The following is a 13,309-nucleotide window of genomic DNA, read 5'->3' as shown; positions in this document are numbered from 1 at the left end:
TTCGTCGTCGATAGTGTCTTTATCCAGAACGGGTGTGACTGGACATCGACATGGAAACACGCTACTGATGAACGTCAACTTTATGCAAATATCATTGCTTTTCTTGTTTTTGGTATCAGGCTTGAGATCTCCTCCGGTTTTGGCCGATTGTTTTCAAGAGGAGCTATGCGATGCCCAAATGGCTGTGAATGGAATACTCGAAGAGATCGTAGCCCAACAGGAGGCCATTGAAATACATTGGCAGAGTCTGGATTCGCAGTCCGGCTGGACTATTGTGCTGGGATTCTACGAGCGGGCCCAACGATATATGGATGTCGGTAGCCGTTACCTGTTCATCGGCACGCTGGAAAGCCGTTTGCTGGTGGCTTATAACAAGCTGGGTTCGGTGAGAGCGGAGGCAGATACCGTTGACCAGATCTGCCATTGCTATGATGATATTCAGTTGTCTGCCGGTTACTGAACATCGTCTGCAAGCTACATTGACAAAGCGCTGATATCCAAACACATCATGGATGAAACCTCAGCCCTGCCTGCGTTTTGCGAATGAAGGATGTTGCCGGTTGGACTCTGGTGTTAAGCTGAATCCTCGACGGGGAGCGGTGGATTAAACTCTGCCTGCAGCCTGCACCATCGATATGGTTTGTACACTATAGATTACGAGTTTTTTTACCTATGGGAAAGCTGAAAGCGGTCGATAGTCTGCCCTCACTGTCAGATGTGGATTTTTTCAAGGCCTTTCCTGAAGCCGCCATTGCGAACCTGGAACGCGCTTCAACACTGCGCAAGTTCAGGAAGAACACACATATTATTGTGGCAGGCGAAGAGAGTCATGCGGCCTATGTACTGTTGCAAGGCACCGCCTATGCCTTTATCGATGATGACGATGGCAACGAATTCATCGTTGGCACGTTTTCCTCAGGCGAGTGCTTCGGTGAGTTGGGACTACTGGATGGTCACACCCGCACCGCTAATGTGATTACAACCAGCGCCTGTCATTGTCTTGTCGTACCCAGTGCCGATATCACTCACGAAATTCTGAAAGAACCTCTGGTGGCACAAGCCATTATTCACTCTCTGGTGGGGCGCATCCGTGGTATGACAGAAGATGTCAGTTGTCTGGCATTAATGGATGTTTATGGTCGTCTGGTACGTGCCCTGAATTCATCGGCATCCGAACAGGAAGATGGCACACGTATTACAGAAAGAGTCACCCATCAGGAATTGGCCAGTCGGGTCGGATCAAGCCGGGAGATGATCAGCAAGATTCTCAAGGAACTTCGGGTTGGTGGTTATATTTCAATCGAAAGCCATTGCGTGAAAATCCACAAGGACTTACCCGATCGCTGGTAATACTTCAGCCATGAACACAACGCCCGTCGATCCAGACTCTGCCGATATTGCATGGCTGCGTATTATAGACCACACAGCCCAGTAGATCCTCCCAGTCATTGGCCCGGGTGAACTCGTTCAATCGATTCTCAGGACAGTCAAGATCCAACAGCAGGGCATCAAACTGCCTGCCTGGCTCGAACAAACCCGTGGGGCTATCAAGCACATCAGCGCCACCGGCCGTTGCCAGATAGAAGGCTTCCAGAAAGTTGATGCGAGCGTTGGCTTGCCCTCGCTCAGCGGCAGGCAGTCGCGCATCGACACCGGATTCAAGCATGCGCGATGAGGCCACGGCATGCTGACAGGTATTGAACAAGGAGGCGCTATGACCGCCTGCGATATCGGTGCCTAGCCCCACTCGTAATGACTTGTCGAGTGCTCTACGCAAGGGAAAAACACTGTCCGCGAAATAGCTGTTGGACAAGGGGCAATGAGCGATGCCGCTGCCGGCTTCCTGTATCCGGCCCATATCACTGTCAGTGATGAAGTTGGAATGTGCCAGCACGGTGTGCCGGTTCAGCAGGCCAAAATCTGCCAGTGCCTGGGTGTCGGTCTTGCCCAGTCGGTTCAGCACGTAATCATGTTCCCAGTCACTCTCCGAGCAATGCGTCTGAACATGGCATTGATGGCGTGCTGCCAGCTCGCCCAGACCTGCCAGCAAGTCGTTGGTGCAGCTGGGTATGAAACGGGGTGTAATAACAGGCTTTACCAGCTGGTTCTGATTGCCCGATAGTTGTCTGATTGCATGGATGCTGCGCTCCGAGGCGGCAACGGCTGCTTGTGCATCGCTGTCGCGATAATAATCCGGGCACTGCTGAGGATCGTCCATGGCTACGCGACCTACATAGGCGCGCTGACCAAGAGCCAGGCAGGTGGCTGCGAGCAATTCGGTGGCCTCTTCATGCACAGTGGCAAAATACATGGCTGTGGTTGTGCCATTGGCCAGCAGGGCACGCACCAGAGACGGATAGACTTGCCGGGCAAAATCAATATCCTGATAGCGTGCTTCCAGCGGAAAGGTGTAGTGGTTCAACCAGTCCTGCAAGGGTAGGTGCAAAGCCTTGCCCAGTTGCGGCCATTGAGGCGCATGCACATGCAGATCCACCAGTCCGGGGATCATCATCTGCTGGGAACTCATTTCGGTCAGTGCACCACTGCGTCGAGCAGTGTGCAGGCGTTCTGTGTATTCAGGCTCATCCGGACGGGTGAGCGAGACAATGCTGCCAAGAGCATCGACCTGGATCAGTGTGTTCTCCAGCACCTCGAGTCTGCTCATGCGGGGCATATGCATGAACAGACCCAGATGCCAGCTGTCTGACTGAGCATGTTGTGATGTCATTTGTTCAGTCATTCAGAATGGAGAGGCCTGTCTGGATTGATTACTTGGGTAGTTTGGTTTCGATGCCTGTCACCAACCAGCTGATGCTCAGCAAGTCGTTGTCACTCAAGTTTTCGCCTATCGCTACTTTTTCTACGCCGTCCTGATCGAACACAGGACCTACAAAAGGGCTCAGCACGCCACTGGTGATGTCGGCGATGGTCGCATCCAGTGTGGCACGTTGCTCTTCGCTCAGATCATCGCTCAAAGACTCGACGCTGACGGCCTTGTCTGCCATGCCGCCCCAGAAAGCACTGCCTGCAAAGGTGTCATCCATGGATGCCTGCACCTGTTCGATGAAATAGTCTGCCCATGAGATCTGCATGGAAGCCAGCAGATGTTCAGGCGCATAGGCTTTCATGTCGGAACTGGTATTGACCACATAAACGCCTTCCTCTTCGGCGACCGAGACCACTGAAGGTGTGTCCTGATAGACGGAAAAAAGAACGTCGGATTGCTGTGCGATCAGTGAGCGGGCAGATTCCTGCGCCTTGCTGGGGTCGAACCAGGAGTTCAGCCAGACAACCTTGACGGTGATCTCCGGATTGGTTGCCTGGGCACCCAGAGTAAAACCATTGATGATGCCGACCACTTCAGGAATGGCATAGGCTGCCACCACACCGATGGTGTTGGATTTTGTGACATAGCCTGCCGCCATGCCAGCTACATAGGCGCTTTCATGATTGCGCGTCAGGAAGGTGGAGAAATTCTTGGAAGTCTTGTAACCGCTGGCGTGGATGAAATCGATATCGGGATAACGCTTGGCGATTTTCAGGCCATCGTTCATATAACCAAAGGATCCGAGCACCATCATATCGACGCCCTGAGAGGCGGCCATCTGATTCATGATGCGAGCAGCATCCGGACCGTCCTGAATGTTCTCGACAACGATGCTCTTGACCTTGTCACCAAACTTTTCTTCGATGGCTTGACGACCACGATCCAGCTCGTGTGCCCAGCCGACATCGGTTGCCGGAGAGGGGTAGATATAGCCGATGGTGAAGGCGTCCTGCGCCTGTGCCTTCGTGGCACCGAGGCCGAGTGCCACCGTGACAGCCATGGCTGTGGTGCGTATACGGTCAGTCCAGTTTTTCATGTGTTGATGCCAGTTGCTTTAAAGAAAGAAGAAATGGGTAATCAGGCGTCCCGGTGGTAGGGCTGGCCCAATGAGGCCGGATGGTTAAGTCGGATCAGTCGCGGATTGCGCGACATGACGGCCAGAATGATGATGGTAATGATGTAGGGCATGGCAGACATGAGCTGCGAGGGAATGGCAAAGCCCTGACCCTGAATGAACAGTTCAAGCAGTGAGACAGCACCGAAGAGATAGGCACCAATGGCGATACGCAGGGGTTGCCACATACCGAATACCACCAGAGCGATAACAATCCAGCCACGACCTGCCACCAGACCTTCCGCCCATAACGGGGTGTAGGCCAGTGTCAGATAGGCGCCACCCAGACCCGCCATGGCGCCACCGAAGGCGATGGCCAGAAAACGGATCAGGATCACCGGATAGCCAATGGCGCTGGCAGCTTTGGGAGACTCGCCCACCGCTCGTATGATCAGGCCAAGCTTGGAGTGATTCAGTACCCACCAGACAAACAAGGTGGTGGCAATGCCCGCATAGAGCATGATGTCATGCGAAAAAAGCACCTCACCCAGCACGGGCAGGTCCGACAGCCAGCCCAGCTCCAGTCCATCAAGGGGGCTGATGGTGCGGCTCTCGTAGTTCTTGCCAATCAGAACCGATGCGCCCAGACCCAATATGCCCACAGCCAGACCTGCTGCTACCTGATTGGCCAGAAACACCAGCACCAGACAGGCGAAGATCACCGACAGAGCCGCACTGGCCAGCGCTGCCATGGCAAAGCCGCTGACATAGGAGCCACTGAGTGTCGTCACAGCAAAGCCTGTGGCGGCACCGACCGCCATCATGCCTTCGATACTCAGGTTCAATACACCGGACTTTTCAACCACCGCCTCGCCCATGGCGGCAAACAGCAAGGGGGTGGCGGCGGCCAGGGTGCCAGCGATCAAGAATGTAAGTGAGTCGAGCATCAGTGACGAACCTCGACTTTTTGCAAGCGGTGATTGGCAAACAGAAAGCAAGCCAGATAGAACACCAGCAGCATGCCCTGAAAAATGGTGGTGGAGGCATTAGGTAGCCCGACCGAGACCAGCGACATATCGCCGCCCACGTAGATCAGCGCCATGAAAAACGCTGCGAAGACGATACCGATAGGGTGTAGTCCACCCAGGAAGGCGACGATAATGGCTGCGAAGCCGTAGCCTGGAGAGATGGATCGTTGCAACAAGCCCAGCGGTCCTGCTACCTCACCAACACCTGCCATACCGGCCGCCGCGCCACCGATCAACAAGCCGACCCAGACAGCCTTTTTCTCGGCAAAGCCTGCGTAGCGTGCGGCATGCGGCGCCTGACCTCCCACCAGCAGTTTGTAGCCGGGCAAACTGCGTTGCACGAATACCCAGGCCAGTACAGAGGCGCCCAGTGCCAGATACAAAGAGGAGTTGACGCGGGTATGTTCAATCAAAGGGGCAAACAGGGCCGCATCGCCAAACAGGGCTGATTGTGGGTAGCTCATGCCCATGGGGTCACGCAAGGGGCCGCTGACCAGAAAGTACAGCAGTTGTAGTGCAATACTGGAGAGCATGAAGGTCACCAGTATCTCGTTGGCGTTGAACTGGGTGCGCAGCCAGGCGGCAATGCCCGCCCAGGCCGCTCCTGCCAGGGTGCCGATACAGACCATGGCCGGCAGCAACCAGGCGGATTCTGAATCCTCGAAATGCAGAGCCAGCGCACCCGCTGCCATGGCGCCTGCCAGCAGCTGACCCTCGGCGCCGATATTCCAGACACGTGCCCGAAAGCCGATAGCCAGGCCTTGGGCAATAAGCAGTAAGGGGCCAGTCTTGAGCAGCACCTCGCCAATACCGTATTGCGTTGTCAGCGGTTCGATGAAGAAGGCGTAAAATGCTGCCAGTGGGTTTTTACCCAGCAGCGTGAACAGGATGGAGCCTGCTATGAGCGTCAGCACCACGGCTGCCAGAGGCACCAGCAACTGTGCTTTTAATGAGGTCTGGGTGCGAGCAACGATTCGGTAGGCCATTATGCGGCTCCTGACTCATGCAGAAACTCACCAGTCATCCAGCGACCAATCTGGGTCGAGCTGGTGTCGCGCGTCTGCAGCGAAGGTGAAAGATTGCCGTCGTACATGACATGCAAACGATCACTGATTTCAAACAACTCCTCCAGCTCTTCGGAGACCACCAGAACGGCGGCACCCTGATCGCGCATTTTCAGCAGGGCTGTACGGATATTGTTGGCAGCGCCCACATCCAGTCCCCAGGTGGGTTGTGACAACACCAGCAAAGTGGGTTGCAAGGCCATTTCCCGGCCAACAATGAACTTCTGCAGATTGCCACCCGACAGGCTGCCAGCCATCGATTGAATGCCGCCGCAGCGCACATCGTTATCCTCGATGCAATCCTGCGCAAACCGATGCATGGCGCCAAAGCGGATCATGCCCAATTTGGTCAGTCCATGCCGGTAGGCAGTCAGTAGTGCGTTATAGGCCAGTGACAGATCGGGAACCGCGCCTCGTCCCAGCCGTTCCTCTGGTACAAAGCCCAGGCCCATCAGTCGGCGTTTTGTGGGTGGCAGGGTTTTGATTGATGTGTCATCAAAGCGTATGTCACCGATGTCTTTACCCGCAAAAAGTACTTCGCCGGATATCAGGCGCATCAGCTCGTTCTGGCCATTGCCCGAGACACCGGCGATGCCAACGATCTCACCGGGGCTGACTTGCAGAGACACCTTCTTCAAGGTCGTGCCGAAGGGATCGATCGGTTCGTGTTGTAGATTTTGAATTGACAGTCTTATGCGGCTATCGGGTACCGCGGGTGCATGGGCCGGTGGATCGATGGTCCGACCTATCATCATGCGTGCTAATGACTCGTTACTCTGGCTGGCAGGCTGGGTGCTGCCCACCACTTTGCCAGCTCTGAGAATAGTGGCGTTGTCACACAGTTGGCGTATTTCATCCAGCTTGTGGCTGATGTACAAGATGCTGCAACCATCCTCGCGCAGTGTGCGCAGGGTTTCAAACAATTGCTGTACACCCTGTGGTGGTAGTACAGAGGTAGGTTCATCCATGATCAGCAGCTTCGGCTTTTGCAGGATGCAGCGGATAATCTCGACACGCTGACGTTCACCAACTGATAGTGAGTGCACTACCGTATCGGCAGACAAAGGCAGTCCGAAGCGTTCTCCCACCTCTTCCACCTGAGCGGAAAGTGATTTGATGGAACCCTTCACAGCCAAGGCAATGTTCTGGGCAACCGTCAGGGATTCGAATAATGAGAAATGCTGGAAAACCATGCCGATGCCAAGACTGCGAGCTTGCGATGGGCTACGGATACTCACTGGCTGGCCCTGCCAGAGGATCTGACCTTCATCGGGTTGGCTGACACCATAGATGAGTTTCATCAGTGTGGATTTACCCGCACCGTTCTCACCTAAAATGGCGTGGATTTCGCCACGTTGTATGTCCAGATCAATCTGATCGTTGGCAATGACAGCAGGGTAGGCCTTGCTAATGCCGCGCAGCTGCAGTAGCGCGCTCAAGCGCCCGGACCCGCAGGGAAAACACCAGGCATGACGATGAAGCCGGGAATGCGTTTGATCCGGTCGGTCCATCGACGTATAGCAGGGTAATCCATGCGGGAAATGCCACCCTCTTCTGAGAGAATGATGTAAGGAAAGCAGGCAATATCAGCAATGGTGGGTGCATCACCATTGACTAGCCAGTTCTGCTTGTCACGTTCCTGAAGCCACAGATGTTCATCCAGAATGCGAAACAGTCGATGCGCACGAGTGCGGCATTCATCGATATCAAAATCGTAGAAGAAGCCGTCTGCCAGGCGCGCAGCAGAGGCGCTTGAGGTTAGGGCGTTGGCAAAGCACAACCACTGGGTGACTTGGGCTGCAATGGTTGGCGATGTTTGTGGATGCCAGGTTCCGGACTTGTCGTACTGTGTAGCAAGGTAGGCCAGTATCGCCTGTGAGTCTGGCAGTATCAGTTCACCATCTTGCAGAACCGGCAGTTCTCCCAGAGGACTGACGGCCAGAAAAGCAGCTTGCTTATGCTCGGCTGCCGGGTAGAACTCGACAACCTTCGTCTGGTATTCAATACCCAGCATGCTCAGTAGCAGGCGAACCTTGTAGCAGTTGCCCGATAACTCGTAATCGTACAGTGAGATCATGCGGCTTTCAGGGGCAGGTTCATTGAGAAAATGTTCACAGGTCAAGTACCAGTTTTTCAGAGCGGGCGCGGGAGACACAGCTCATCAGACAATCTCCACGGGCCTGTTCGCTCTGGCTCAGATAGACATCCTGATGATCGGGTTCGCCTTCCAGCACGTTGACACGACAGGTGCCACAAGAGCCCTGTTCACAGGAGGAGGGCACGGCCACGCCATTGTGGCGCAGTGTCGTCAGCAGACTCTCACCTGCCGGGACCTGCAGCGTCAAACCTGAGCGAGCCAGTTCCACAACAAAGCTGGATGAGTCATCCAGGGTCGTTAAGTTTTTGAAATACTCAAAATGTACGGTGTTGTCTGCCCAGCCCCGGGAGCTGGCCGTGTCACGGGCACAGTCCATCATGGGGCCTGGGCCACATAGGTAGAGATGGTGGTGGGCAGGAGGATTGGCCAGTAGTGTGGCCAGCTTCTGTTCGGTTTGTTGCGGATCCAGTCCTATATGGAACTGAACATCGCCGTGCAGGGATTCCAGTTCATCCCTGAACATGATCTGGTCTTCAGTGGTCACAAAATAATGCAGCGTAAATGGGCGAGCCATTTTATTCAGTGCTCTGGCCATCGATAGTAATGGCGTCAGACCGATACCGCCGGCAAGCAGCATCGTATGCTCGGCATCACGACGCAGGGTGAAGTTGTTGCGTGGTGCCGAGGTGGCCAGCAAGTCACCGACTCTGATGTTGTGGTGCAGAGCGCTGGAGCCACCAGCGGAGTCGGCAGTTTCCTTGACCGCAATGGCGTAGTGATCGGTCTGGCCAGGGCCGTTGATCAGGGAGTATTGCCGGATCAGTCCTTCTGGCAAATGCACGTCGATATGGGCGCCGGGTTGCGAGGCAGGTAGTTGTAGAGCGCCAGACACGCTGATGGCTTCGAGTCTGAACGACTTGATGTGTTGAGCCACGGTATCGATGGCTGCGACCCGAACGCGCTGTGTGGCACTGCGTCCCGAACTGCCCAGAGGTGGCAGACCTGCCTGAGCTTCGCTGACCGTGGGGATGATGGGTATCCACGGGGCAGGAGCGGGTTCGCTGGCGATCAGGGACTCTAACTGTCGTCGCACGTTGTTGATCACATGGTGGTGGCAGCGCAGTAGCTGGGTAATGCTGGCTTTGTCGGTTGTCGTCTCATCCAGGCCGCACAGAACACCGCGTATGGCGGTGCGGCCCGAGTCGATGGGTTGCAGGAAAAAGGCAATATCGGGTGACGGAGACTCGGATTGCGAGCAGTCAGCATGCAAAATGATGGTGTAGGGGTCGGGGGTGTTGGCACCGTAGCGCACACTTTGTGTGCCGATCTGTGTTGAATGCTGCACCGTGTAGGCCTCGATCAACGGTAATGCCACGCGATGCAAGGGGGCGTTGAGAGTCATGCCCATCAGTGGGGTAACGTGACTGGTGTCCAGCATGCCTAACTCGGGCAGGGCGACATCCGGTGATTCACCACTCCAGATCAGGCCAAAGCGCTCGGCGACCGCATAGGTGTTGTTGCAGATAGAGCGGGCCGGTGCGTCGGCAGGGTGTGCCGGTATATAGGTGCAACCTGCAGTCCGGTTGGCGTAGCGCCAGCCATGATACTGACAGACCAGCTCGGTACCATCGTTGATGCCGATAGACAAACGCACGCCACGATGCAGGCAACGGTTTTCCCAGACATTCACATTGCCATCGTCAGCTCGCCAGACGGCCAGCTCACGTCCCAGGATCATGGCCTGATAGACGTGCCGATAGACAAGATCGCTACTCGCTGCGACCGGGTGCCAGAGATATCGGGCTGCTTCAAGATCGATCATAGGGCACTAAAAGAGAGCATCTTTTGAGAGAAGGTTAGGAGAGCACAGAGGCCTTGGCAAGCACTCAAGATAAACAGATTTACGTTTATGAATCAACGGTTTTTTGACGCTGATTGCCGAAATGCGATATCACGCAGCGGCAGGAATGACCCCGTAGTTCAAGCCCTTGGAGCGTAGCCAGCGTCGATAGACGATAGCGGCCTTGTCAGCCCTGATAGGAGTTTCTGCGCGTGGATCCAGCGGTAGTCTTTTAGGCAGCTGGTTTTCGAGGATAGGCTTGTCCTGACCGAAGATGGTCTGCTGGAACATGCGGATATCCAGATCACTGCTTTGCGCATCGATGACGCTGACCAGAGCATGGGCTCTGATGGTTTCCTCGTCCACCGGCTGCAGGAACAGGGCGATGACATCCAGACGCGATTCATCAGTGGGGCAGGACTTGTACAAGACGCTGCAATAGGGGTGAGGCACACGGTAGATGTAATCGGCCATGATGCCGCCGGTTGCGCCTGCCGCGGCTTGCGGTTGGTAGAAGATGCATTCTGTAGCGAGGATCTCGTCACGCTTTTCGTCCAGAGTGACCTCGTACTCGCGTACCTCGGTGTGCGGTTCTGTCCCCAGGATGCCGGTATGCACAAACGGGAAGTGCCCCATGTCCAGAAAGTTTTCCACTGCACGCGGTGCCGATGTCTTTACACCGACGGTGGCTGCGCAGACATTGCGTCGGTCAGACTCGGCGTATTCGGGCAAGTCGAACAAGGGGGTCGTGGGTGTGCCCATGCAGGTCCAGATGTAGCCATAGGCCAGCGTCACGGGTAGTGAGCGATCACCGTGTTCAACAGACACCTGCTGATCGTCGAGCTTGGTGTAGTGAATTCTCTCACCCAGCAAGCGGGTGGTGAGCCTGACGCCGCTTGCCGAATCTTCCAGCGCGGCAATAGGATGCCAGAGACCCAGAGCGACAGGATCTGAACAAAGAGTGTGTGGGTGATTCATCAGCGGTGACACGCTAGGGGAGGGCGATTCAATCCCTTACTGTGCCAAGGAGACCTGGGTCTGTCAAACCGGATCAGAAATACGACAAGACTTGCTGCCGAATGTTGATATCGCGATATATAGGGGGGCGCTTAGGCTGCCTGCAGCGGGTAGGTATTCAAGCGAGCATAAAAAAATGCGGTTGTGAGTCGGTCACAACCGCACAGAACGTCACAACCTGTGGATCAGCTTTGCCGTACTTACAGACCTGATTGGAGAATGTAACCAAGCCTGCTGCATATAGCTTCTCCACATCCTTAACTATCCTCCCGGGACTTGTCCGGTAGGTTGTGGCTTGTTTACAGCTTTGTAAGTTTACGGGGCTAAGCAGCCATTATTCGCTTTATATGGTTACATCGAACATCAAGGTAATCAAGATGGGAGGCGCGAAACCGCTACAGCCCATCTGGGCGGGAATTCTTTCGAAGAGTTTGAAGCTGTCGGAGGCCTGCGGCGATGAGGGGTACTTGAGTTCGATGAGTTTTATAATAAAAAAGAATTTGCATCGCACTATTGCCAGCTTGATCTTGATGGGCGTATCTGCATCGAGTTTTGCCGATTCAAGTATCTATGCCGCTGATGTTGAAAATACAATCAACCATATTCAATCCCTTACACCTGCAGGCAATAGCGTCACGGTGGACGATCAGGAGGCTGACAGGTCATCAGACAATACAAGTAACGTCTATGGTGGCTGGAGAGTCGATCACCAACAAGGCGGAGATATGAACATCAGCATGGTGTCATACCTTTCTGTGGGAGAGCTTGCGCAGCATCCTGACGGCTATGTTATATCCGCCGTTTGCATGGATTTGTTCGATTCCATAAAACTGCAAATCCTGTCCCCTGAGCCTTGGGAGCCGTCCCTATATACAGTGACCGCTTATGGCGATGGAAGGCTGTCAAGCTATGGGGCTGAGAGCGGTGGGAACATACTCGGATTTTCAGAGGCGGTTAGCCTGCTTTCATTGATGAATAAAGGCGTGTCCATTAATCTGGAGGTTCATGACGAGAGCGGTACTCAAAAGACCGTCAGCCTGCTTGTCAACAGCGAAGGTTTCAATGAAGCTTTGAATGTTGCTTGTGGGGAGCATGCGGGTTATCGCCAGATTGTTGATGATAGTACTGTGCATGCTGAGGTTTTTTGATGGCGGGTTTCGGGCGACAGATGAAAGTCCCCTGGTTTCATTGATACGCTCCAGCCTCAAATGGAATGCAAATCCATCACTTCCGTCAGATACAAACATTTTTGTCAGGTTCTGAATAGACAACACTGTGGACAGTTTCTAGGCGGCAATAACCCCGTAGTTCTTCATGCTTTCATATACCCGTGAGACTTTTTCACATGTCAGGTCCAAGTCTAACTTGTCAAAAAGTCTGTTCATCACATGCTGATTGAATTTCTTTCTCTACCAGGAGGCAATGGAAATCACCGTTTCAGACTCAGTTTGCTTCTCTTTTCGGTCTTCGAGTTTCAATAAATTGAGCGCACTCAACGAGGCGTTAGTTTGTGTATGGATTGCCTCCTTGCGTAGTGACTAGCAGTGTGTCAGCCCCGTATATTGCTTCGCATCGCGGAACAAAAATTCGATTTGAAAACGCGCTTTGTAATAACGAATAAGCCTCGTGGCGTCTTTTGAGCCAATGCCTGCTTCAACAACACGACACGTATATTGCGTTTCAAGTGCGTTGAATACAGCACCGCTGTATACGCATCGCCCCCCTCCACCCATGATTCCACCTCTTCAAAACGAGCCATGTCCGTATTAGTATCCACTTTCCCGTCAAGCCTTCTGGGGCGCCCCGTTCCAGCATAGTCGCCTTCGTACAGCCATTTCATATTGGCATCAACCCGTAGCTTGCCCACAAGCTCAAAGCCTGCTTTGGTGACAGCCGAGACAAACTTGGTTTTGCTATAGTACGCATCCGCCGCGATGTGCTTGACTCCCAGTTCTTTGAGCGCAGTGGCCTTGGATACTAAATGTTCAGCATATAAATCAACGCGTGTTTTCTCCGCCTCATCCAAGGTTTGCTGTGCCTCCCCCGCAGCGCCGTTGTAGTACCAAGCCAATCCTTGCGTCTTTTTCCCAGACTTGCTTAAAAAGCTGGCATCAATGGCTGCAATGAATTGTTCTGGATCAGGGCTTTCATGAAGGAGCAAGGCGGTGTTGAATTGTGAAAAATCGAAGGGGTGCCGATACCAGCGACTGAAGCATTTCTCACTGATGCTGCTATAGCGGCTCATGTTTCTGAAGTTGGCTTTACCTTGAAATACGACCAACACAGCGAACAAAGCACTTATGAATTTTCGTTGAGGCTTCTTGACATTAGACATTGAGTCCAAAATGGTTTCTACTAGCAAGTATTTACCCATTCGCTAA

Annotated in this window: 12 protein-coding genes; 3 read left to right on the top strand and 9 right to left on the bottom strand. The window is 54.0% G+C overall.

Going from position 1 to position 13,309, the window contains the following annotated elements; genetic code table 11:
• Positions 1–178 precede the first annotated feature (178 nt).
• Together IMCC3135_RS33340 and IMCC3135_RS33335 are read left to right on the top strand one after the other, a co-directional pair.
• Positions 179–460, top strand: coding sequence for a hypothetical protein (locus tag IMCC3135_RS33340; protein ID WP_157736513.1), 282 nt, complete (start codon positions 179–181; stop codon positions 458–460).
• A gap of 212 nt (positions 461–672) precedes the next feature.
• Positions 673–1,350 carry a Crp/Fnr family transcriptional regulator gene (locus IMCC3135_RS33335; RefSeq protein ID WP_088921518.1) on the top strand — a complete coding sequence of 226 codons (678 nt, stop codon included), beginning with the start codon at positions 673–675 and terminating at the stop codon, positions 1,348–1,350.
• Between the two features lie 4 nt (positions 1,351–1,354).
• Here the strand turns inward: IMCC3135_RS33335 and guaD are convergent, their stop codons facing one another.
• The 8 genes from guaD to IMCC3135_RS33295 all read right to left on the bottom strand — a co-directional run bounded on the left by guaD (position 1,355) and on the right by IMCC3135_RS33295 (position 10,889).
• Positions 1,355–2,728 (bottom strand): guanine deaminase, encoded by a 1,374-nt coding sequence (gene guaD / locus IMCC3135_RS33330; protein WP_205737832.1) that lies wholly within the window; start codon positions 2,726–2,728, stop codon positions 1,355–1,357.
• Positions 2,729–2,768: 40 nt separating this feature from the next.
• A complete protein-coding gene (locus IMCC3135_RS33325) occupies positions 2,769–3,863 on the bottom strand; it encodes a BMP family ABC transporter substrate-binding protein (protein ID WP_088921517.1) in 1,095 nt (364 codons plus the stop codon).
• A 41-nt stretch (positions 3,864–3,904) separates the two neighbouring features.
• Positions 3,905–4,828 carry an ABC transporter permease gene (locus IMCC3135_RS33320; RefSeq protein ID WP_088921516.1) on the bottom strand — a complete coding sequence of 308 codons (924 nt, stop codon included), beginning with the start codon at positions 4,826–4,828 and terminating at the stop codon, positions 3,905–3,907.
• Complete coding sequence (locus IMCC3135_RS33315) at positions 4,828–5,895, bottom strand: ABC transporter permease (RefSeq protein ID WP_088921515.1); 1,068 nt, start codon at positions 5,893–5,895, stop codon at positions 4,828–4,830. Before IMCC3135_RS33315 ends, IMCC3135_RS33320 begins: the two co-directional genes overlap by 1 nt.
• Positions 5,895–7,412 (bottom strand): ABC transporter ATP-binding protein, encoded by a 1,518-nt coding sequence (locus IMCC3135_RS33310; RefSeq protein ID WP_236994711.1) that lies wholly within the window; start codon positions 7,410–7,412, stop codon positions 5,895–5,897. The genes IMCC3135_RS33315 and IMCC3135_RS33310 overlap by 1 nt, the downstream gene beginning before the upstream one ends.
• Complete coding sequence (locus IMCC3135_RS33305) at positions 7,409–8,050, bottom strand: glutathione S-transferase family protein (protein WP_088922214.1); 642 nt, start codon at positions 8,048–8,050, stop codon at positions 7,409–7,411. Before IMCC3135_RS33305 ends, IMCC3135_RS33310 begins: the two co-directional genes overlap by 4 nt.
• A gap of 34 nt (positions 8,051–8,084) precedes the next feature.
• Positions 8,085–9,893: a Rieske 2Fe-2S domain-containing protein gene (locus IMCC3135_RS33300; RefSeq protein WP_088921513.1), complete on the bottom strand. Its 1,809-nt coding sequence runs from the start codon at positions 9,891–9,893 to the stop codon at positions 8,085–8,087.
• A gap of 129 nt (positions 9,894–10,022) precedes the next feature.
• Entirely contained in the window at positions 10,023–10,889 is an 867-nt protein-coding gene (locus IMCC3135_RS33295) for an aromatic ring-hydroxylating oxygenase subunit alpha (protein WP_088921512.1), read from the bottom strand.
• Between the two features lie 329 nt (positions 10,890–11,218).
• Here IMCC3135_RS33295 and IMCC3135_RS33290 point away from each other — a divergent pair, with 329 nt between their 5' ends.
• The gene (locus IMCC3135_RS33290) at positions 11,219–12,076 is read left to right on the top strand and encodes a hypothetical protein (protein WP_157736512.1); all 858 of its coding nucleotides are present in this window, start codon (positions 11,219–11,221) and stop codon (positions 12,074–12,076) included.
• A gap of 401 nt (positions 12,077–12,477) precedes the next feature.
• Here IMCC3135_RS33290 and IMCC3135_RS33285 read toward each other — a convergent pair whose 3' ends face one another.
• The gene (locus IMCC3135_RS33285; protein ID WP_169727563.1) at positions 12,478–13,302 is read right to left on the bottom strand and encodes a hypothetical protein; all 825 of its coding nucleotides are present in this window, start codon (positions 13,300–13,302) and stop codon (positions 12,478–12,480) included.
• Between the last annotated feature and the right edge of the window lie 7 nt (positions 13,303–13,309).

Origin of the sequence: Granulosicoccus antarcticus IMCC3135, from assembly GCF_002215215.1 — a bacterium.
GTDB classification, from domain to species: Bacteria; Pseudomonadota; Gammaproteobacteria; order Granulosicoccales; family Granulosicoccaceae; genus Granulosicoccus; species Granulosicoccus antarcticus.
The sequence above is the reverse complement of the archived record's forward strand: the minus strand, read 5'-3'. Positions and strand labels throughout refer to the sequence as shown.

What these genes read in the sequence shown, in the direction of transcription:
- IMCC3135_RS33340 (WP_157736513.1), top strand. Translation starts at nt 179, where the DNA reads ATGGCTGTGAATGGAATACTCGAAGAGATCGTAGCCCAACAGGAGGCC.
- IMCC3135_RS33335 (WP_088921518.1), top strand. Translation starts at nt 673, where the DNA reads ATGGGAAAGCTGAAAGCGGTCGATAGTCTGCCCTCACTGTCAGATGTG.
- guaD (WP_205737832.1), bottom strand. Translation starts at nt 2,728, where the DNA reads ATGACATCACAACATGCTCAGTCAGACAGCTGGCATCTGGGTCTGTTC.
- IMCC3135_RS33325 (WP_088921517.1), bottom strand. Translation starts at nt 3,863, where the DNA reads ATGAAAAACTGGACTGACCGTATACGCACCACAGCCATGGCTGTCACG.
- IMCC3135_RS33320 (WP_088921516.1), bottom strand. Translation starts at nt 4,828, where the DNA reads ATGCTCGACTCACTTACATTCTTGATCGCTGGCACCCTGGCCGCCGCC.
- IMCC3135_RS33315 (WP_088921515.1), bottom strand. Translation starts at nt 5,895, where the DNA reads ATGGCCTACCGAATCGTTGCTCGCACCCAGACCTCATTAAAAGCACAG.
- IMCC3135_RS33305 (WP_088922214.1), bottom strand. Translation starts at nt 8,050, where the DNA reads ATGATCTCACTGTACGATTACGAGTTATCGGGCAACTGCTACAAGGTT.
- IMCC3135_RS33300 (WP_088921513.1), bottom strand. Translation starts at nt 9,893, where the DNA reads ATGATCGATCTTGAAGCAGCCCGATATCTCTGGCACCCGGTCGCAGCG.
- IMCC3135_RS33295 (WP_088921512.1), bottom strand. Translation starts at nt 10,889, where the DNA reads ATGAATCACCCACACACTCTTTGTTCAGATCCTGTCGCTCTGGGTCTC.
- IMCC3135_RS33285 (WP_169727563.1), bottom strand. Translation starts at nt 13,302, where the DNA reads ATGGGTAAATACTTGCTAGTAGAAACCATTTTGGACTCAATGTCTAAT.